The sequence below is a fragment of the Pseudomonas sp. TE3895 genome (assembly GCF_056278855.1).
In genome coordinates this window covers 5942184-5961454 of record NZ_JBWBQE010000001.1, presented here as the reverse complement: position 1 = coordinate 5961454, position 19271 = coordinate 5942184, and the positions used below count along the sequence as shown (strand labels likewise).

The 19271-nt window shown below is 62.4% G+C and carries 15 protein-coding genes and 1 tRNA gene; 4 read left to right on the top strand and 12 right to left on the bottom strand.

Features of this window, described 5'->3' with window-relative positions; genetic code table 11:
* Positions 1-224: 224 nt before the first annotated feature.
* The 3 genes from ACZ889_RS26960 to bglX form a co-directional block, all read right to left on the bottom strand.
* The gene (locus ACZ889_RS26960; RefSeq protein ID WP_003251989.1) at positions 225-1559 is read right to left on the bottom strand and encodes a sigma-54-dependent transcriptional regulator; all 1335 of its coding nucleotides are present in this window, start codon (positions 1557-1559) and stop codon (positions 225-227) included.
* Entirely contained in the window at positions 1553-3310 is a 1758-nt protein-coding gene (locus ACZ889_RS26955) for an ATP-binding protein (RefSeq protein ID WP_070096161.1), read from the bottom strand. Before ACZ889_RS26955 ends, ACZ889_RS26960 begins: the two co-directional genes overlap by 7 nt.
* A gap of 130 nt (positions 3311-3440) precedes the next feature.
* A complete protein-coding gene (bglX, locus tag ACZ889_RS26950) occupies positions 3441-5732 on the bottom strand; it encodes a beta-glucosidase BglX (RefSeq protein ID WP_476257980.1) in 2292 nt (763 codons plus the stop codon).
* Between the two features lie 186 nt (positions 5733-5918).
* Here bglX and ACZ889_RS26945 point away from each other — a divergent pair, with 186 nt between their 5' ends.
* Positions 5919-6536 (top strand): TPM domain-containing protein, encoded by a 618-nt coding sequence (locus tag ACZ889_RS26945; protein ID WP_180689317.1) that lies wholly within the window; start codon positions 5919-5921, stop codon positions 6534-6536.
* A gap of 165 nt (positions 6537-6701) precedes the next feature.
* A complete protein-coding gene (locus ACZ889_RS26940) occupies positions 6702-7916 on the top strand; it encodes a class I SAM-dependent methyltransferase (RefSeq protein WP_014754346.1) in 1215 nt (404 codons plus the stop codon).
* 33 nt (positions 7917-7949) lie between these two features.
* Here ACZ889_RS26940 and ACZ889_RS26935 read toward each other — a convergent pair whose 3' ends face one another.
* The 7 genes from ACZ889_RS26935 to ACZ889_RS26905 all read right to left on the bottom strand — a co-directional run bounded on the left by ACZ889_RS26935 (position 7950) and on the right by ACZ889_RS26905 (position 14884).
* Positions 7950-8960, bottom strand: coding sequence for a DUF4917 family protein (locus ACZ889_RS26935; RefSeq protein WP_180689318.1), 1011 nt, complete (start codon positions 8958-8960; stop codon positions 7950-7952).
* Positions 8961-9163: 203 nt separating this feature from the next.
* The gene (locus ACZ889_RS26930) at positions 9164-10870 is read right to left on the bottom strand and encodes a SulP family inorganic anion transporter (protein ID WP_341782905.1); all 1707 of its coding nucleotides are present in this window, start codon (positions 10868-10870) and stop codon (positions 9164-9166) included.
* A 210-nt stretch (positions 10871-11080) separates the two neighbouring features.
* Positions 11081-11154, bottom strand: a tRNA-Gly gene (locus tag ACZ889_RS26925).
* Between the two features lie 111 nt (positions 11155-11265).
* Complete coding sequence (gene phaG / locus ACZ889_RS26920) at positions 11266-12153, bottom strand: (R)-3-hydroxydecanoyl-ACP:CoA transacylase (protein ID WP_003252003.1); 888 nt, start codon at positions 12151-12153, stop codon at positions 11266-11268.
* Between the two features lie 343 nt (positions 12154-12496).
* The gene (locus tag ACZ889_RS26915) at positions 12497-13189 is read right to left on the bottom strand and encodes a pseudouridine synthase (protein ID WP_180689319.1); all 693 of its coding nucleotides are present in this window, start codon (positions 13187-13189) and stop codon (positions 12497-12499) included.
* 8 nt (positions 13190-13197) lie between these two features.
* The gene (locus ACZ889_RS26910) at positions 13198-13410 is read right to left on the bottom strand and encodes a cysteine-rich CWC family protein (protein WP_003252007.1); all 213 of its coding nucleotides are present in this window, start codon (positions 13408-13410) and stop codon (positions 13198-13200) included.
* Positions 13403-14884, bottom strand: coding sequence for a sensor domain-containing diguanylate cyclase (locus tag ACZ889_RS26905; protein WP_180689320.1), 1482 nt, complete (start codon positions 14882-14884; stop codon positions 13403-13405). Before ACZ889_RS26905 ends, ACZ889_RS26910 begins: the two co-directional genes overlap by 8 nt.
* A 212-nt stretch (positions 14885-15096) precedes the next feature.
* On the opposite strand from ACZ889_RS26905, the gene ACZ889_RS26900 reads away from it, so the two are divergent.
* Positions 15097-15546 carry a hypothetical protein gene (locus ACZ889_RS26900; protein ID WP_014859154.1) on the top strand — a complete coding sequence of 150 codons (450 nt, stop codon included), beginning with the start codon at positions 15097-15099 and terminating at the stop codon, positions 15544-15546.
* Between the two features lie 44 nt (positions 15547-15590).
* On the opposite strand, the gene ACZ889_RS26895 is transcribed toward ACZ889_RS26900, so the two are convergent.
* Complete coding sequence (locus ACZ889_RS26895) at positions 15591-16697, bottom strand: enoyl-CoA hydratase/isomerase family protein (protein WP_180689321.1); 1107 nt, start codon at positions 16695-16697, stop codon at positions 15591-15593.
* 126 nt (positions 16698-16823) lie between these two features.
* Between ACZ889_RS26895 and ung the strand changes: the two genes are divergently transcribed.
* A complete protein-coding gene (gene ung / locus ACZ889_RS26890) occupies positions 16824-17516 on the top strand; it encodes a uracil-DNA glycosylase (RefSeq protein WP_476257979.1) in 693 nt (230 codons plus the stop codon).
* 26 nt (positions 17517-17542) lie between these two features.
* On the opposite strand, the gene ACZ889_RS26885 is transcribed toward ung, so the two are convergent.
* Entirely contained in the window at positions 17543-19225 is a 1683-nt protein-coding gene (locus tag ACZ889_RS26885) for a bifunctional metallophosphatase/5'-nucleotidase (protein WP_476257978.1), read from the bottom strand.
* Between the last annotated feature and the right edge of the window lie 46 nt (positions 19226-19271).

Sequence of the window (19271 nt, the reverse complement as noted above, 5' to 3'; positions counted from 1 at the left end):
CGCGCCGTGGCGCAGCTTGCCAAGGCAATTGCAGAAGGTGTGCCAAATGGGGGCGGGCTGATTCATTTCAGGGCATCCAATACCCCAAAACCGGCACAGTAGTGGGGCTTGCGCTGCCCATTGCGGGAGCGGGCTTGCCTGCGAAGGGCTGCAAAGCAGCCCGGAATCTCGACGTGATAAGCGGTTTTTTGCCTACCAGGTGCAGGTCATAAGCGGATTTCCGCTCATTCCTGCCCAACAAAATCCTCGCGCACCAGCCCGTGCCGTTGCATCTTCTCGTTAAGGGTGCGCCGCGGCAGTTGCAACGCCTCCATCACCGACTTGATCTCGCCCCCATGCTGACGCAAGGCCGCACGCAGGCATTGCGCCTCGAATGCTTCCATCTGCTCGCCCAGCGACTGCCCGGCAGGTGCCACCTCGATGTTTGGCGAACCCAGCCCCAGCGCATGCCGCTCCGCCGCATTGGCCAGCTCACGCACGTTGCCAGGCCAGTCATGTGACAGCAGCTGCGCCAGCTGTGCAGCCGATAGCGGCGGGGCGGTGCGACCCAGCTTTTCACCTGCAGCACGGGCAAAGTGTTCGAACAGCAGCGGTATGTCCTCCCGCCGCTCGCGCAGCGGTGCCAGGCGCAATTCGGCCACGTTCAGGCGGTAGGCCAGGTCTTCGCGGAAGCGCCCGGCACGAGCCTCCTCGAGCAGGTCGGGCTTGGTCGCAGCAATGATGCGCAGGTCCACGCTGATGCTCTGGTTGGCCCCCAGGCGCTCCAGCTTCTGCTCCTGTATCACCCGCAACAGCTTGGCCTGTTGGGCCAGTGGCATGCTCTCGATTTCGTCGAGGAACACGGTGCCACCGTTGGCATATTCCAGCTTGCCGATCCGTTTACCCTGGGCGCCCGTGAAGGCGCCGCTCTCATGGCCGAACAGTTCGGCCTCGAACAACGACTCGGGGATGGCTGCGCAGTTAAGGGCTACAAAGGGCTTGGCGGCACGGGGGCCAAAGTCGTGCAGGCAGCGGGCCACCCGCTCCTTGCCACTGCCGGTTTCACCGCGAATCAGCACGTTCACCGGCAGGCCGGCCAGGTCCAGCACTTGCCGGCGCAGCTGTTGCAGGCCCTGGGACATGCCCAGTAGCGTGACTTCCAGGCGTGACTTGAGGTCGGCCTGCTCGTGGAGCCGGCGGTTCTCAAGTACCAGCTGGCGCTTTTCCAGGGCGCGGCGCAGGCTGCCCAGCAAGTCTTGCGGCGTGAAGGGTTTTTCCAGGAAGTCATAGGCCCCCATGCGCATGGCTTCTACCGCCATCGGTACATCACCGTGACCGGTCAGCAGAATCACGGGCAGGTCGGGGTCGTTCGCCTGCAGGCGTTCGAGCAATTGCAGGCCATCCATGCCCGGCATGCGCACATCGCTGATGATCACCCCAGGGAAGTGCTGCGGCAGGTGTGCCAGGCACGCTTCGGCGTGAGCGAACAACTGCACGCTGAAGCCAGACAGACTCAGCCATTGCTCGACAGCAGTGCGGATACTGGCTTCATCATCGACGACGATCACCGAATTCAACATACAGGCTCCAGGTCACGGGGCAGGGTAAGGCTCAGGCGCGCGCCGCCAGGCAGGTTTTCGGCCCGCAGCTGGCCGCCGGCCTCGTGGACGATGCCGTAGGAAATGGCCAGGCCCAGCCCTAGCCCTTCCCCCACCGGTTTGGTGGTGAAGAACGGGTCGAAGACCTTGGCCAGGTCGGCTTCGGCAATGCCGCCACCCGAGTCGAGCACACTCAGGCGCCATAGCTCCCCGTCGGGTTCGATGCGGATCTCCAGGCGTTTGTAACGCTTGTCGAGCATGGCGTCGAGTGCATTGTGCAGGAGGTTTATCAGCACCTGCTCCAGGCGGATGGCATCGCCGCGTACCCAGGCCGGGCGTGCCAGGTACAGCGCCACTTCCACTTCTTCGTTGCGAAGGCGCGCTTCCAGCAGGTGCAAGGCCTGGTCGACCACGGTTGCCAGGTCAAGGCGTTCGCGCAGGCCCATCGGGCTGTTGCGGGCAAAGGTTTTCAGGTGGCTGGTAAGTGCTGCCATGCGCGTGAGCATCTGTTCCAGTGGCTCCAGCGCTTGCCGCGCTTCGTCATGGCGACCATGGTCAAGCAGCAGGCGCAGGGTTTCCAGCTGCATACGCTGGGTGGTCAGCGGTTGGTTGATTTCGTGGGCCATGGCCGCCGACATCTGCCCGAGAGCGGCGAGCTTGGCTGATTGCACCAGGCCTTCCTGGGCAGTGCGCAGCTCGCGGGTGCGTTCTTCGACCTGGCGTTCGAGTTCTTGCCGGCTGCGCTGGCGCAGGCGTGCCAGGCGCAGGCGTTGGCTGACGAAAAGGGCGGCGAACACCAGGCTCAGCCAGACGGCGGCGGCGCCAAGCGCGGCATTACGGCCGTCGGCAGCGACCTGCGGTTTGCGCAGCAGGTGCAAGGTCCAGTTTTCGCCTTCCAGCGGCAAGCTTTCCCACAGGTACTCGGTACTACCCTCGGGGCCTTGCACGCGGCTAAGGGTGCTGTAGGGGGCAAACCGCGTCAGCACCTGATGGTGTAGCGGCACCAGCGGTTGCTTGTCGTACTGACGGGTTTCGGCCAGCTCGGCACGGTCGGCGCCACTGAGCGGCTGAAGTTCGCGGTAACGCCAGCCGTCCTGGTTTGCGATGAAAGTGATGCCGCGGGCGTCGCTGACCAACAGGATATCGTTGCCCTGTCGCCATTCGCGTTCCAGCTCGGGGAACTCCAGCTTCACCACCATGGCGCCAAGGAACCGGCCATGCTCGTCGTTCACCGCGCTGGCGAGGAAGTAGCCCGGCACGCCACTGGTCACGCCCACGGCATAGAAGCGGCCACTGCCCTGGTTGCGGGTTTGCTTGAAGTAGGGGCGGAAACCGTAGTTGGAGCCGACGTAGCTGCTGGGCAGCCGCCAGTTGCTGGCGGCAATGGCCAGCCCGGTGCGGTCGAGCAGCTCGAGGGTGGAGGAATTGGCGGCGCCATTGATGCGTTCGAGCTTGAGGTTCAGGGCGTTCTGAACCTTTTCGTCGACCGGGCCGCGCAAGGCTGCGATCAGCTCCGGGTCTAGCGCCAGCACGGCGGGGAGGGCACGGTAGCGATCAATCAGGGTGTGCAGTGCGTTGGCGTACAGGCCCAGTTGCTGGCTGGCACGCTTGGCGTCGTCTTCCATGGCCTGGCGCTTGGCCTGGTGCATGGCCCAGCCGGCGCTGAGTGCGGTACCCAGCACGATCAGCAGGGTGATCAGCCCCAGACGCAGGGCGCGAAAGGAAAAGGGCATCGGGGGCGGATCCGGTGGTGGGAGATCGGGGCCTGCCTCTTCGCGGGTAAACCCGCGCCTACAGGTACTCTGCAGCACCTGTAGGCGCGCTTTTATCCGCGAAAAGGCCGGAACAGGCGGCCTTTTTCAGTCAAAGCAATTCAAAGCTCTGCTGCTGCACCGCCTGGGAGTCCAGCCCTACCTGGACATTGAACTCCCCTGGTTCGGCAACCCGCTGCAACTGGCCATTGTAGAACTTCAGGTCGTCCTCGCTGATGCGGAAGGTCAACGTGCGGGTTTCACCCGGTTCAAGCATCAGCTTCTGGAAGTTTTTCAGCTCTTTCACTGGGCGGCTCATCGATGCCGACACATCCTGCAGGTACAGCTGCACCACCGTCTCGCCTGCAACCTTGCCGGTGTTCTTGACCGTTACCTTGGCTTCCAGCGTATCGCCGCGCTTGAGATCCTTGCTCGACAGGTTCAGGCCCGACAGCTCGAAGCTGCTGTAGCTCAAGCCATAGCCGAACGGGTAAAGCGGCCCGTTGGGTTCTTCGAAGTACTGCGAGGTGTAGTTGCCCGGCTTGCCCGGCGTGAACGGCCGGCCGATGCGGGTGTGGTTGTAGTACATCGGGATCTGCCCCACCGACCGTGGGAAGGTAATGGCCAGCTTGCCGGAGGGGTTGTAGTCGCCAAACAGCACGTCGGCGATGGCATTGCCGCCTTCGGTGCCGGCGAACCAGGTTTCCAGGATGGCGTCGGCCTGCTCGCGCTCCCAACCGATCGACATCGGCCGGCCGTTCATCAGCACCAGCACCAGCGGTTTGCCGGTGGCCTTGAGCGCCTTGATCAGCTCGCGCTGGCTGGCCGGGATCTCCAGGGTGGTGCGGCTCGACGACTCGTGGGACATGCCGCGGGACTCGCCGACCACTGCTACCACAACGTCGGATTGCTTCGCTGCCTTGACTGCTTCATCGATCAGCACGGCAGCCGGGCGTGGGTCGTCGACGATTTCCGGGGCATCGAAGTTAAGGAAGTTCAGGTAGTCGAGTATCGCCTTGTCACCCGTGACGTTGGAGCCTTTGGCGTAGACCAGCTTGGCCTTGCCTTCCACGGCGCGGCGCAAGCCTTCGCGCACGGTCACCGAGTGGACGGGTTTACCGTCGGCGGCCCAGCTGCCCATCATGTCGATCGGGGCATCGGCCAGCGGGCCGACCAAGGCAATGGTGCCGGCCTTTTTCAGCGGCAGGGTCTGGTTGCGGTTTTCCAGCAGCACCAGGCTGCGGCGTGCCACGTCACGCGCAGCTTCGCGGTGCAGGCGGTCGTTGCCGTAGTAGTCCTTCAGGTCGGTTTCGGCCTTGCCGATGCGCACGTACGGGTCCTTGAACAGGCCCATGTCGTACTTGGCACCCAGCACTTCACGCACCGCCTGGTCCAGCTCGCGCTGGGTCACCTCGCCGGACTTCAGCAGGCCCGGCAGCTCTTCGCCGTACAGGGTATCGTTCATGCTCATGTCGATGCCGGCCTTGATCGCCAGCTTGGCGGCTTCACGGCCATCACGGGCGACGCCGTGGCGAATCAGCTCCTGGATGGCACCGTGGTCGCTGATGGTCACGCCCTTGAAGCCCCACTCCTTGCGCAGCAGGTCGTTCATCAGCCAGGTGTTGGAGGTGGCCGGTACGCCGTTGATCGAGTTCAGCGCCACCATCACGCCACCGGCACCCGCATCGAGCGCGGCGCGATAGGGTGGCAGGTAGTCGTTGTACATTTTCGGCAGGCTCATATCGACCGTGTTGTAGTCGCGCCCGCCTTCCACGGCGCCATACAAGGCGAAATGCTTGACGATGGCCATGATGCTGTCGGGGTTGGCCGGGCTGCTGCCCTGGAACGAGCGCACCATTACCTGGCCGATTCTCGAGGTCAGGTAGGTGTCTTCGCCGAAACCTTCACTGGTGCGGCCCCAGCGCGGGTCACGGGCGATATCCACCATTGGCGCGAACGTCATGTCCAGGGCGTCGGCCGAGGCTTCGATCGCGGCGGTGCGGCCGACCTTGGCGACGGCCTCCATGTCCCAGGTAGCGGCCATGCCCAGGCCGATCGGGAAGATGGTGCGCTCGCCGTGGACGGTGTCGTAGGCGAAGAACATCGGGATCTTCAGTCGGCTGCGCATGGCCGCGTCCTGCATCGGCCGGTTTTCGGGGGCCGTGCGGGAGTTGAAGGTGCCACCGATACGGCCGGCGGCGATTTCCTCGCGGATCTTGTCGCGGGGCATTTCCGGGCCGATGCTGATCAGGCGCAACTGGCCGATTTTCTCGGCTTCGGTCATCTGGCTGATCAGATGCTCGATGAATGCCTGCTTGTCCTGCAGGGGCGGGGCGGTGGGGGCGGCGAGGGCCGCCTGACTGGCAAGGCCCATGGCCAGGCCCAGCAAAGACAGTTTCATCATCAATTCCGTTGTGGGGCCTCTGCCGTATCCACGGTGATACGTGCGCGACCGAAGTTTTCAGGCGGCTATTGTTGTACGATTTGCAGGCAATTCTTCCAGCGGCGGATTATGCCTGAATATGTCGCCTGCGGATGAAGCCCCGAATGCCGGGATAACAACTATAAGAACGCTCAAGAGACCGACGGCATGACCCCCTTCGACGAATACCATCAGCGGCAGATTGCCGAAGCCATTGCCCGTGCCGAGCGGCGTACCGATGCCGAACTGGTGACGGTGCTTGCCCGTCGTGCCGACGATTATGCGTATTGGCCGTTGTTGTGGGCCGCCGTGCTGGCACTGACCGTGCCCGGTCTGTTGCACTGGCTGCTGGCTTGGCCCAGCGTGCGTGGCGTGCTGATGGGCAACGTGCTGCTGTTCGTCGTTTTGTGCCTGCTGCTGCGCAACCCGCGCCTGGCCGACTGGCTGATCCCCCGTGCCTTGCGCCGCTGGCGAGCCTCGCGCCTGGCCCACCAGCAGTTTCGCGAGCAGAACCTGCAGCGCACAGCAGGCGCCACGGGCGTGCTGATTTTCGTCAGCGAGGCGGAGCGGCATGTGGAGATCCTGGTCGATCGGGGTATCGAGCACTGCCTGGATGCCCAAGCCCGCGCGGCCATCGGTGCCCGCTTGGCCGAGCAGGTGCGCCAGGGCCGCACCTTGCAGGGCTTTGTCGAGTGCATCGAAGCGTGTGGCGAGCTGCTTAGCCAGCACGTGCCGCCAACCCATGCACGCAACGAATTGCCCAACCGCTTGGTGATTCTCGATTGAAGGAGCGCCCAGCCTTGCTGGATTCCCTGCAGGAGCGGGCTTGCCCGCGAATCAGTCGACACGGTGTCTGCCACCGGCTTTGCCGGTGTTGCGGGCAAGCCCGCTCCCACAGGGTGCTTGCGGCACGTTAGAATAGGCGTTCCGCTTCCCAAGGCCCCCTTTTTCATGTCCGCCAGTACTTCTGCCTCTTGCGCGCCGGATGCGCGCGCTCAGTTTCTCGACCTGCTGAACGCCGCCCTTCACGGCGAAACCCTGGTCAAGCTGGTGCTGGCGCGCCATGTCGGTGCCGACCAGACCTTGCAACGGATCATTGCCAAGCCGTTGCAGGTCAAGGGCCAGCCGTGCCTGTCGCTGGTCTACCGCCACCAGACCCGCGACATCACCCGCAACCTGCCGCTGGACCAGGCCCAGGTGCTGGTTGCCGAACTGCTGCCGGACAGCTTCCGCAATGCCCACCTGTTCGATGCTGACGGCGAAGTGCAGTTGACCTTCAGCAAGAAGGGCAAACCGATGCTCCAGCGCCACGGTGCCCAGGCACCGCGCGTGGCCGATGCGGGCAGCGGGCATGATCGCGAGAAGAAGCGTTATCTGGAGCTGTCGCGGCCGTTTCTGCGCGACCTCGGTGTGACCGACGCACAAGGCGCACTGATCCCGTCCATGTCACGCAAGTGGAAGCAGATCAACAAATTCATCGAGGTCTTCGATCACGCCCTGGCCAATGCACCGGTGTCGACGGAACAGGCGCTGCGGGTGGCCGACTTCGGATCGGGCAAGGGCTACCTGACCTTTGCCATGCATGACTACCTGCGCAACAGTTTGGGCCGTGACGCACAGGTCACCGGCGTGGAGCTGCGCCAGGACATGGTCGACCTGTGCAACGCCGCGGCCGCACGCCTCGACCACCCGGGGCTGGAGTTCCAGTGTGGTGATGTGCGCAGTGTGGTGCCTGAGGCCATCGAGGTGATGATCGCCTTGCATGCCTGTGACATCGCTACCGACTACGCCATCCACACCGGCATCCGCTGCAACGCCGCGATCATCATGTGCTCGCCGTGCTGCCACAAGCAGATCCGCCCGCAATTGCACAGCCCAGGGTTGCTGCAACCCATGCTGCAGTATGGCCTGCACCTGGGCCAGCAGGCCGAAATGCTGACCGACAGCCTGCGTGCGCTGTACCTGGAAGCCTGTGGCTATGAAACCAAGGTGTTCGAGTTCATCTCGCTGGAACACACCAACAAGAACAAGATGATTCTTGCGGTGAAGCGTCGGCAGGCGGGGGATAACGGGGCGTTGCTGGAGAAGATTGCCCAGCTCAAGGCGTTCTATGGGGTGCAGGAGCATTGCCTGGAAACGTTGTTGCGCGCGGATGGGTTGCTCTGACGCCACCCACCGGTACGCCTGCCGGGCACCTTGTCAGCGCTGAGCAGAGGGCACTTCGATAGCCAATGCTGCCTGCCCCAACGGATGGGTGCTGGCATCGAAGAAATGCAGCGCCGTCCCCGGCAAATCCCCGAAACGATCTGCAAAATGCTGCTTCTGATTGATCACCGACGCCTCGCCCAGCGGCCTAATGGCAATGGATAGCTGTTGCGGACGGGCTTGGCGCACAGCGTCGAGCAGGTGCCGGTCACTGCTGTCCAGATGCTGCCCGAACAGGCATATCCCTTGGTTTTCCTGCGCCAGCTGCCCCAGGCACCAGCTCAGATAGTCCGAGTTGCGGATAGCGCGCAGTTTCTCGTCGCTGCGGTCTTCGTTGACGAACAGCGGTACTTCACCCGGGATATTCACGGCAAACCCATCGAGCAGTTCGGCACTTTCAGCGCTGCGCTGGCGGGTGGTGCCGTCGGGCAGCTTGAGCAGGTGCAGGCCGCCATGCAGGTGCAGTACCCGGGTACCTTCGCTGCCGGTGCGTCGCACGTCGAAATAGCCTTGTTCGTCGAACAGTTCGGCGAAGCCACTCGGGGCGTGCTGCACGGCCCATGGCAGCAGCAGGTCGTAGTTGCTGGTGTAGACGCTTCGATAGCCGCGCAGGGCCTGATTGAGGGTTGCCAGGGTGGCCTTCGGCATCAGCGGCCAGGGCAGATGCACCGTGCGCACGGCGTGAATCAACGCTTCCTTGATCGAGTAGTAGCGGTTCAGCGGCGCGGTGGAGTTGATGGCCAGGGCGGCATTGGTACGCACGGTGGTGTTGAGGGCGCTGAGCACCGGCTCGAACAGTTCCGTGGCCAAGGACTTGAACAGTGCTTGGTCGCTGACCGCCAGGCCTTTCTTGCGGCCTGCGCGTTGCGCTTGCTCGAACAGCGAGAAGTAGCCGAACGGCTTCCATACTGCGCGGCTGGCGCCGTTGCCCAGCAGCAGGGCGTCGCAGGGATGGCGGGCGGCGAGTTCTGGCCAGGGGGTAAGGGTGGCATCAAGTGCGGGCATGCTGGATCCGTTGGGTGGTGCGGGGAACGGGGCGACTTTAGCATGTCATGCGAGGTGTGCGAGGGTTGGTGTCAAGGCGAGGTTTTGTGTTGCCTGTGCTGGCCCTTTCGCGGGTGAACCCGCACCTACAAGTCCATGTAGGAGCGGGTTTACCCGCGAAAGGGCCAGCACAGGCGCAGCACGTTGAACAGGATGAAAGCCGCTCAACCCTGTTCGGTCACTTGCACACTGCGGTTTCGGTTGCGCCACACGCGGTACGCACGAATCCCCGCGCGTACCGAGCCGAATAGCAGTTTTTCTTCCATGTCCCGCGCCATCCCCGAGCGCACCAACATGCGCAGGAAAGTGCCACGGGCGCGGGCGATGGCGAAGAAGATGCCTTGGGCCGCCAGGGTGTCGCGCACTTCGCGCAGGGCGGCGATGCCGCTGACATCGATGCTGGTTACCGCTTCGGCATCGAACAGCACGGCTTTAGGCTGGTCCTGGCTTTGCACGGCTTCAAGCAGGCGCATCTTGAAGTAGTCGGCATTGAAGAACAGGATGGCGTCGTCGAAGCGGTACACCACCAGGCCAGGCACGGTGCGGGCGTCCTTGAACTTGCGGATGTCGACCTGGCCTTCGGTGCCCGGCAGCCAGCCCAGTACGGCATCGGTGGGCTGGTAGATGCTGTAAAGCAGGCGCAGGATCGCCAGGGTCACGGCAAACACGATGCCGGGCAGCACGCCCAGGCCCAGTACGCCCGCCGTGGTCAGCAGGCACAGCCAGAACTCGAAGCGGCTTAGACGCCGGATATGCCCCAGCGATTTGATGTCGATCAACCCCCAGCCTGCCATCAGCAGCACGGCGCCCAGCGCAGCCTGGGGGATCCAGGCCATGGGCGCGGTGAAGAACAGCAGGATCAGGGCGATCACCAGTGCCGCGATGATGCCCACCAGCTGGCTTTTGCCACCGACCATGTCGTTGACTGCAGTGCGCGAGTCGGCACCGCTGATGGCAAAGCCCTGGGAAACCCCGGCCGCCAGGTTGCTCACGCCCAGGGCGACGAATTCGTGGTTGGCGTTGATCGCATAGCCATGCCGGGCGGCAAAGCTGCGTGCGGTAAGCATGGCGCTACAGAAGCTGACGGTGGCGATACCCAGGGCGTCGCGCAGCAGGCTCTTCATTTCCGCCAGGTTGCTGTGTGGCCAGGCCAGTTGCGGGATGCCTGCAGGTACCGGCCCAAGGACGGCGACGCCAAAGCGGTCAAGGCCGAACAGGCCAACCAGCAGCATGAACAGCGCCACTACCGTGAGGGCTGCGGGCAGGCGCGGGTAGCGCCGTGGCAGCCAGATGAGCAGGCCCAGGGCGGCCAGGCCGATGATCAATGTGACCCAGTGAATTTCCCCTAGGCGCTGGAAGAAGTTGATCAGGCTGAGGATGAAACCGTCGCCCTCGATCTGGAAGCCCACCACCTTGGACAGCTGCCCGGCGATCAGGCTCAGCCCGATACCGTTGAGGTAGCCGATCAGGATCGGCCGCGAGAAGAAGCTGGCGATGAACCCGGCCCGCGCCAGGCCCGCGGCAATCAGCATCACGCCGACCAGCACGGTGACGATCACCGACAGTTCGACGATGCGCTGCGGGTCGCCCAGGGCCAGCGGTGCCACGGCACCGGCGATCATCGCGCAGGTGGCGGCGTCGGGGCCGACCATCAGCTGGCGCGAGCTACCGATCAGCGCGTAGACCATCATCGGTAGCACACAGGCGTACAGGCCATATTGCGGCGGCAGCCCGACGATCTGCGCATAGGCAATGGCAATGGGAATCTGGATCGCGGCTACCGACAGGCCAGCTTGCAGATCGGCGTGGAACCATTCACGGCGGTAGTGCAGCAGGTTGGCAAGGCCCGGTAGCCAGCGGGAGAGAAACATGCGTTGTCCTTTCGAATGGTTTCACGAATCCAGTGAGCCTATCCGCCACAAGCCGTTTCGCTTGCACACGCAAAGGCCCGATGCGCATTGAAGCGGATCGGTGGGTAAATGGCCATGGGCCAGGTCAAGGCAGGGTGAAAAACGAAAAAAGGAGCCAAGGCTCCTTTTGACTGCGATGACGTTGCTGGAACGCCATGCGGGAATGCGATGTGGAGCGGGTAGAGGGAATCGAACCCTCAACTAAAGCTTGGGAAGCTTTCGTTTTGCCACTAAACTATACCCGCATCTGAGCTCGACTTTTTACCAGAACCTTCAGCGAATTAGAAGCCCAAGTTATAAAAAAGCTTGTCGGCGCCCCGTGGCCTGCGGGTATTTGCTACAAGGCGCCGAGCCGCTCAGATGGCAAATGCATGCTGCCCCTGTTGCACGGGTTGGTAACGTTGGCGGGGTTCACGCACGGTTGGCTTGAGGAACCCCAGCATGACACTGCGGGTGTTCTCGCAGGCGGTCTTGTTCTCCATGTCCAGGAAGTGGCCCGCATCGCGGATCACGCTGAACTGGCTTCTGCCCACATGCTTGCTGAACTGCCGCGCATCTTCGACTGTGGTGTACTCGTCGCGTTCGCCGTTGATGAACAGCACCGGGATGTTGATATTACGCGCGCCTTGCAGCGCACGTTCCAGGTCGTGCTCCAGCACCTGGTTGATGTGGAAGTGCATCTGTGCGTACTCGTGGCTGTCCAGGCTGCTCACATGGCGGTAGTTGAAGCGTTTGAACAGCGACGGCAAGTGCTTGCCGATGGTGTCATTGACCAGGTTGCCGACCTGATAACGGTCGCAGGCGGCCAGGTACTGGCAGCCACGGTCCAGATAGTCGCGCATCGGCTCGTTGATCACTGGCGAGAACGAACTCACCACTGCCTTCTTCACGTACCGCGGCTGGTGCGCCAGCGCCAGCAGCGTGCTTGCGCCACCCCACGAAAAAGACATCACGTGGTCTGCCTGGAAGTGCTCGATCAGCTCAAGGAGGATATGCGCCTCGGTCTCCTTGCTGATCAGCCGTTCCTGACGGTTGTGCGGCTTGGACTTGCCTGAATACGGCTGGTCGAACAGAACCACGTTGAACTGTGGGTGCAGGTTACGTACCGTCTGGGCGAACGAGGCCGTGGTGGCCAGCGAGCCGTTGATTAGGATGATCGTGTTTTCGGCCGCATCCGCGCGATAGAACTCCGTGTAAACCCGATACTGACCTTGGATATCAAGTACAGCGATTTCTGGCCTCATGTCATCGACTCCTGGCGCAAAAAGGGTATTCGCGTCACCTAGGGTGCACGTTCTTTATGACAGGTAGGCATTTGCCTGAAGATAATCCGGGGGCCCTGTGTCGATCCTTGGCACTTGCGTCGACGGTATTGTTTTTGGCGGGCAATTTGCCGTGCCCCAAGGCATCTAGGCTTTGGGTGGCCGGCAAAAAGTGTCATCGCCTGCAGGTGTGACTTGGTAGTCACATGCAGACTGACGATTTGGATTCAAGCAGTGGGTTGGGGATCGCGCAAGTGCCGTTCGGTAAGTAATGTGACTTTTGTCGCTGAGCGGTCGTATGACGACACGGGCTGTCTGTCACGGCCTAGACAGTGGCTATCTCATTGGCCGTCAGTTCACGATACTCTCCCGGCGCCAACCCCGGATCCAGCCGGATCGCCCCCATGCTCTCCCGATGCAGCCCCACCACCTTGTTGTTGAAGTGCCCGAACATGCGCTTGACCTGGTGGTACCGCCCCTCGACGATCGCCAGCCGGGCTCGGTGGGGGCCGAGGATGTCCAGCTGGGCTGGTTGGGTGGTGAGGTCTTCGAAGGCAAAATAGAAACCCTCGCGAAACTTGGCCACATAGTGCTCGCCAATCTCGTCCTCGGTGTCCACCAGATAATGCTTGGGCAGCTTTGTGGCAGGCTGGGTCAGGCGCCGTGACCACTGGCCATCGTTGGTCAGGATCATCAGGCCGGTGGTGTTGAAATCCAGGCGCCCGGCTATGTGCAGGTCATCTCGCAACGCCGTGGGCAGCAGGTCGAGAACGGTACGGTGTTGCGGGTCGTGGGTGGCGCTTACGCAGCCAGTGGGCTTGTACAGCATCAGGTAGCGGGCCGGACGGCCGGCCTGCAGCAGTTGCTCGTCCAGCTCTACGCGGCTGAATTCACGCACGTCGGTCAGCGGGTCACTGGCGACCTTGCCGTCCACCCGCACGCGGCGTTGCGCCAGCATCAGACGAACTTGCTGGCGGTTGTAGCTGGGCAGGTTGGCGAGGAAACGGTCAAGGCGCATGGCAACGATCAGTGGGCAGCGGATGGACGGAGCTGTTCTTCAACGGCGGCGCAGCGCGGGCACAGACAGGCCTTGTTACGCAGTTCATCGGGCAGGGCCTGGAGCACGGCCGGGTCGATGGTCACGCTGTAGCACCAACACGCCTGGGTGGCACGGCGTGGGTCGGCCAGGCTGCACTGGTTGAGGGCACCGCAAGCGGGGCAGTGTTGCTTGTCATTCATGGCGGGTTTCACTGCAGACGCGGTTGCGGCCAGCCTGCTTGGCACGATAAAGCGCGCGGTCGGCGCGGGTCAGCAGGGCGTGCAGGGTGTCCCCCGGTTGCAGGCTGCTCAGGCCGATGCTGGTGGTCAGTCGCAGCGGCTGGTTGTCGTAACTGAAGGTCAGCTGTTCGGTGCGTCGCCGGATCTTTTCCGCCACCTCGATGGCCTGGCGGCCTTCAGCTTCGCGCAGCAGCACGATGAATTCCTCACCGCCCCAGCGGCACAGTATATCTGACTGACGCAGGCTGCCTTGCAGCACATTGGCGAATTGGCGTAGCACTTCGTCACCTGCCAGGTGGCCGTGGTTGTCGTTCAGTGCCTTGAAGTGGTCCAGATCAATCAGCAAGGCCACCAGAGGGCTGCTGTCGCGCCGGGCTTCTCGCAGCGCCTGGGCGGCGAGCAGGTCGAAGCTGCGCCGGTTGTGCAAGCCGGTGAGGCTGTCGAGCGTGGCCAAGGCTTCGGTGCTGGCCTGGTGGCGGCGGACCATGGCATGCACCAGTGCCAGCACCACCAGGGTGATCATCGTACAGATCGCCAGGTTCAGGTACAGCGCGTGGCGAATGCGGTCGAGGACGCCGGTTTCGCGTTTGTCCACCAACAGGTACCAGTCCAGTTCGGGCAGGTGGCGAACGTTGAGAAAGTGGCTGTGCTTTTCGCTGTCATGGTACTCGTGGCTGCCTTCGCCTGGCACCCACTGCTCGGCCAGCATGGCCCTCAGCTCAGGGTTGTCGCTGAGTGACTGGCCGACTTGCAAACCATGCGGGCCACCCTCGGAGCCGGTCAACAGCACCTTGCCTTTGGCATCCGTGAATAGCACCGCGCGCTGGTAGCGGCGTTGGTACTGATCGATCAGCTTGACCACCGACGATACGCTCAGCCCTACGCCTGCCGCGCCGATGAAGCGCTGCTGGTAGTCGTGCACCTGGTAGTTGATGAACACGGTCAGGCTGTCCTGGTTGGCCATGTCCAGGTCGACGTTGATCTCATAAGGGGCCTTGAGTTCACGCAGACGGAAATACCAGGCATCACGCCAGGTGCCCGGTTCGACGTGTTTGAGCACGCCTTTGGCCTGGTAGTAGGTCCGCGTGCGATCGGACACGAAAAAGGACGTGAAGATGTCCTGCTTGCCCATGACCTCGCTCAGGTAACGGGTCATGCGTTCGGTATCCTGCTCGCCGGACAGCACCCAGTCGCGCAGGAAGGTGTCCTGGGCCATCATCGAGGCGATCAGTACCGGGCGGATCAGGTCTTTCTGAATTTCCGAGTAGACAGTGTCGGAGGTCAGCGGCAATTCGGTATTGATGATGCCGTCGCGGATGGCGCTGCGAGAGGAGAAGTAGCTGAGCAGCGAGGTGGCCAGGAAGCCGCAGGCCAGTAACACGAGCAGGGTAACGATCAGCGAGCGTTGCGAGAACAGAGCGGAACGTAAGGGCATGATCTTCCCGTGATGTGTGCCGAGCCGCTTATTCTAGAGAGATGGCCGACAAATGACTGCAAGTTTTTCAGGGTTATTTCAGCTGTATCAAGTTATTGCAGAAATGGCACTGCACCTGCGCGCCGTTGTCTTAGTCAATGTCGATTGACGCATCTCGTATCGACGCTCGCCAGCGCCGCTGTTCGGGCACTCCAGCGGTCCAGGAGGCCGCCATGTCCTATCGAATCCTGTTGATCGCCCTGCTGGGGCTGATGACTTCGGCCTGCGCCCCGTACTATGAACGCGGGGGCTACTACCGTTCGGACTACTACTCCACCGACCGCTATGTGGCGCCGGGGTATTACCGCTATGACCGGTACTATGTAGCGCCTGCGCCGCGCTACTACTATCAGCCTGCTCCCCGTTACTACAATCGGTCGGCCCCTGTGCCCCATTACCGGCCCTATCCGCAGCCGAGGATGAACCAGTGGCATGGCAACCCGCGCTATGACTACGGCAATCGCCAGCGGCAAGACTACCGGCAGGACCGGGATCGCCATGACTATCGCAATGACAGCCAGCGTTACCGGCAGGGCGACCGGCACTCCAATCGGCAGGTTGACGACCGCGGGCGCTGGGACGGGCGGGGCGGGCAGGGGCGAGGAGGAAACTGGCAGCGCTAGCTGAGCGGAGGCGGGGGCTGAAAAGCAGCCCCCGCAGCAGCAGGCTAACCCACATCCGCCAATGGGTGGCGTCCCTCCCACGCCTTGGCAAAATGCGCCTCGACTACCGCCGCCGGCACTTGCGCCACATCAGGCCAGTGCCAGCGCGGCTGGTTGTCTTTGTCCAGCAGGCGAGCACGCACGCCTTCACTGAACTCAGGGTGGCGGCAACAGTTCAGGCTCATGCTGTATTCCATCTGGAACACTTGCGCCAACGAGAGGTACCGCGCCCGGCGGATTTGCTCCCAGACCAGATGCGCCGTCAGCGGACAACCCTCATGCAGGCGTTGGCCGGCATCTGCCAGCAATGGGTCGTCATGCTGCTTGAGCCTTTCCAGCGCGCGCCAGGCTGAAGCCGCATCCGCCACGTCGAGTAACTGATCGATCACATGCCGTCGTGGCAGCCACTGGGCATCAGGCAGCTCGGCGCAGGCACGATGCTGCTCGGCCTTGAGCAAGCTGTTCAGTTGTACGGCGGTCTGCTCCTGCCAGTTGAGTTGCAGCAACTCCTCGATCAAGGCCTCTTGCTGGTGCTCGCCCAGAAAACGGTCAGCCAGGCCCAGGTCAAGGGCATCGCGGGCGTTGATCGGCGCGCCGGTCAGGCCGAAGAACAAACCCAGCTTGCCCGGCAGCCGGGCCAGGAACCAACTGGCGCCTACGTCAGGGTACAGGCCGATGCTGATTTCCGGCATGGCCAGCCGGCTGCTGGGTGTGACGATACGTACATTGGCGCCTTGCAGCAGCCCCATGCCGCCACCCAGCACATGCCCATGGCCCCAGCAGAGTAACGGTTTGGGGTAGGTGTGCAGGGCAAAGTCCAGGCGGTATTCGGCGGCGAAGAAAGAGGCCGCCAGCGGGGGGACACTGCCGGGGTGGTCGCGGCAGGCTTGCACCAGCGCACGTACATCGCCGCCTGCGCAAAAGGCTTTTGCCCCGTTGCCGCGCAGCAGCACGCAGACGATAGCCGGGTCGCGGGCCCAGGCATGCAGTTGTTCGCCCAGCACTTCGATCATCGGCAGGGTCAGGGCATTGAGCGCCTTGGGCGCATCCAGGGTGGCGATGCCGATGCGGGCGCCATCGACGCCGGTGAGTACCTCGCAGTGAATGGTCATGGACTACCTCTCGCAAGTCATCGCTCAAGTATGGCTTGCCTGGCCAATCATGCCGGTCGTCGGTCGGATCGTTTGACAAGCGCGAAGGGCTTACCTAGTGTCGCGCCATTGTTTATGGAAGGCCCCATGACTGACGACGATCGCATCAAACTCGAACCCAGCTGGAAGGCCGCATTGCGCGGTGAATTCGACCAGCCTTACATGCACCAGCTGCGCGAATTTCTGCGTGGCGAGTACGCTGCTGGCAAGGAAATCTACCCGCCAGGGCCGCTGATCTTCAATGCGCTCAATTCGACACCGCTGGACCAGGTGAAGGTGGTCATCCTCGGTCAGGACCCGTATCACGGGCCGGGGCAGGCCCATGGCTTGTGCTTCTCGGTGCAACCGGGCGTGGCCACGCCACCGTCGCTGGTCAATATCTACAAGGAGCTGCAGCGCGACCTGAACATCCCGATCCCCAGCCACGGCTACCTCCAGAGCTGGGCGGAACAAGGCGTTCTGTTGCTCAACACGACCATGACCGTCGAGCGCGCCAATGCCGCGTCGCATGCCAAGAAAGGCTGGGAGTTTTTTACCGACCGGATTATCCAGGTGGTCAGTGAGCAATGCCCGAACGTGGTATTCCTGCTATGGGGGGCGCATGCACAGAGCAAGCAGAAGCTGATCGACGGTACCAAGCACCTGGTACTGAAGTCGGTCCATCCTTCGCCGCTGTCGGCGTATCGCGGGTTCATCGGTTGCGGGCATTTCAGCCGTACCAACAGCTTCCTCGAGCAGCGGGGGCTCGGGCCCATCGACTGGGCACTGCCCCCGCTGTGAGAAACCGGGGTGGGGTACGCAATCGCTCAGGGCGTCATGCTGATGCGCGGCTCGCTGCGCTGGCCAATTGCAATACCCCGCTCATGGTTCTGGCGTACATACGCCACCAAGGCTTCCAGGTCGGAGATGCCGGTGTCCTGGCGTCGCCTTCCTTCTTTGAAAGTGGCCAAGCCACCGCCACCATCGGCCAGGAACAGGTTGCTGACGACGCGATAATGGGTCAACGGCTCAACGGGTTTGCCGTGAAGACGCACACTGCCCTCGACGACACGGCTGCCGACAGGCCGTGAACCATCCCACTCATAATGAAAACCCTTCGATACTTGCAGCGGATTGAAACTGCCCCTGTTCCATTGAAGGTTGAGCAGTTCGGTAATCTGCTTGCCTGTCAGTTCCTGAACCACCAGTGGGTTATTGAACGGTTGTACGGCGAATAATTGTTCGTAGGTCAGGTCGCTATCGGCAGGCTGGATAAGATCACTGCGCAGCCCACCCAGGTTGAGAAAGGCAACCTGGGTATTAAACGCTTGGGTCATGGCCAATTGGGCATCCGTGACCAGGTTCCCCAAGGTTGTTTCACCGGCGGCATTTTCTTTGCGGTCAAGTTCTGCCGTCGAGATGCGTCCTATGGGTTCGAGCAATTTTTCCCCGGACCGCTGACGCACTTCCTCCAGCAAACTCGTCAACTTGGCATTCGGCAGGTAGTTCTGTGGGTCAGCAGGAATATTGCGGGCGGTGATGTTCGTGACGTGATGGGTGCCCGGCGTTACCTGCAACTTCAACTGAGTCAGGAAGTGGCCGTATTTGCCCGCCTGAGTGATGCTCAGGTCACCCACCTTGCATTGATAGCTGGCATGCGAGTGACCGCTGATGACAGCATCTACCGCAGGATCCAGCCGCTTCGCCACGTCGACGATCGCGCCATTCAGCTGGCTGCAATCCTGCGTGTCGAACGGCTCGACGGTATCCCCTCCCTGGTGCATGACCGCAATGATTGCATTGACACCTTTGGCCTTGAGCTCTGGAATCACGTCATTGATGGCTTGCGCTTCATCCGTGGCTTTGAGCCCTGCGAATGCGCTGGCCGAGACCACTTTTTCCATGTTGCGCGGCACAGCTCCGACGAACGCTATCTTGACCCCTTTTACCTGCTCAATGTGATAGGCCGGTAGCAAGCGCTCGCCCGTGGTGGTATTGATCAGGTTGGACGCTATGTAAGGGAAGCCACTTCCTGGATAATTGCCGCGAAACGTGCAGGCCTTTTCAGGGCGCGTTGACTCGCATCCTCCGTGGATCTGACGAAGAAACTCGGCCTTGCCTGCATCCAGTTCGTGGTTCCCGGATGCGCTGACAATCATGCCCATCGCGTTCAAGGCCTCAAGCACAGGTTCGTCAGCCCACAGCGCAGAAATGGCGGGGCTGCCCCCTATCAAGTCGCCAGCCCCGATGAACAGCAGATCGGGGTCCTGCGTTCGCAGCTCATCGAGCATGGCACCGAGTGTGGCGATGCCGCCGTAGGTCAGGCGGGTAGCGCCTTGCGCGCCGGCGTAGTCCTGGGGGTTGGGTTCCAGGTAGCCGTGAAGATCATTGATAGCCACGACGTTGATCTGGACGGGGGCAGGTGGCTCTGCGGCAAGGCTGCCTGCGCTGATGGCAAGGCATGCCCAGGCAATAGCCGAGCGATAGTTGCAAGAAAGACGGACTTTCATCATTACCTCTTGAATGCCGGGAAGTGTGGGTTTGCTGGCGATCAGG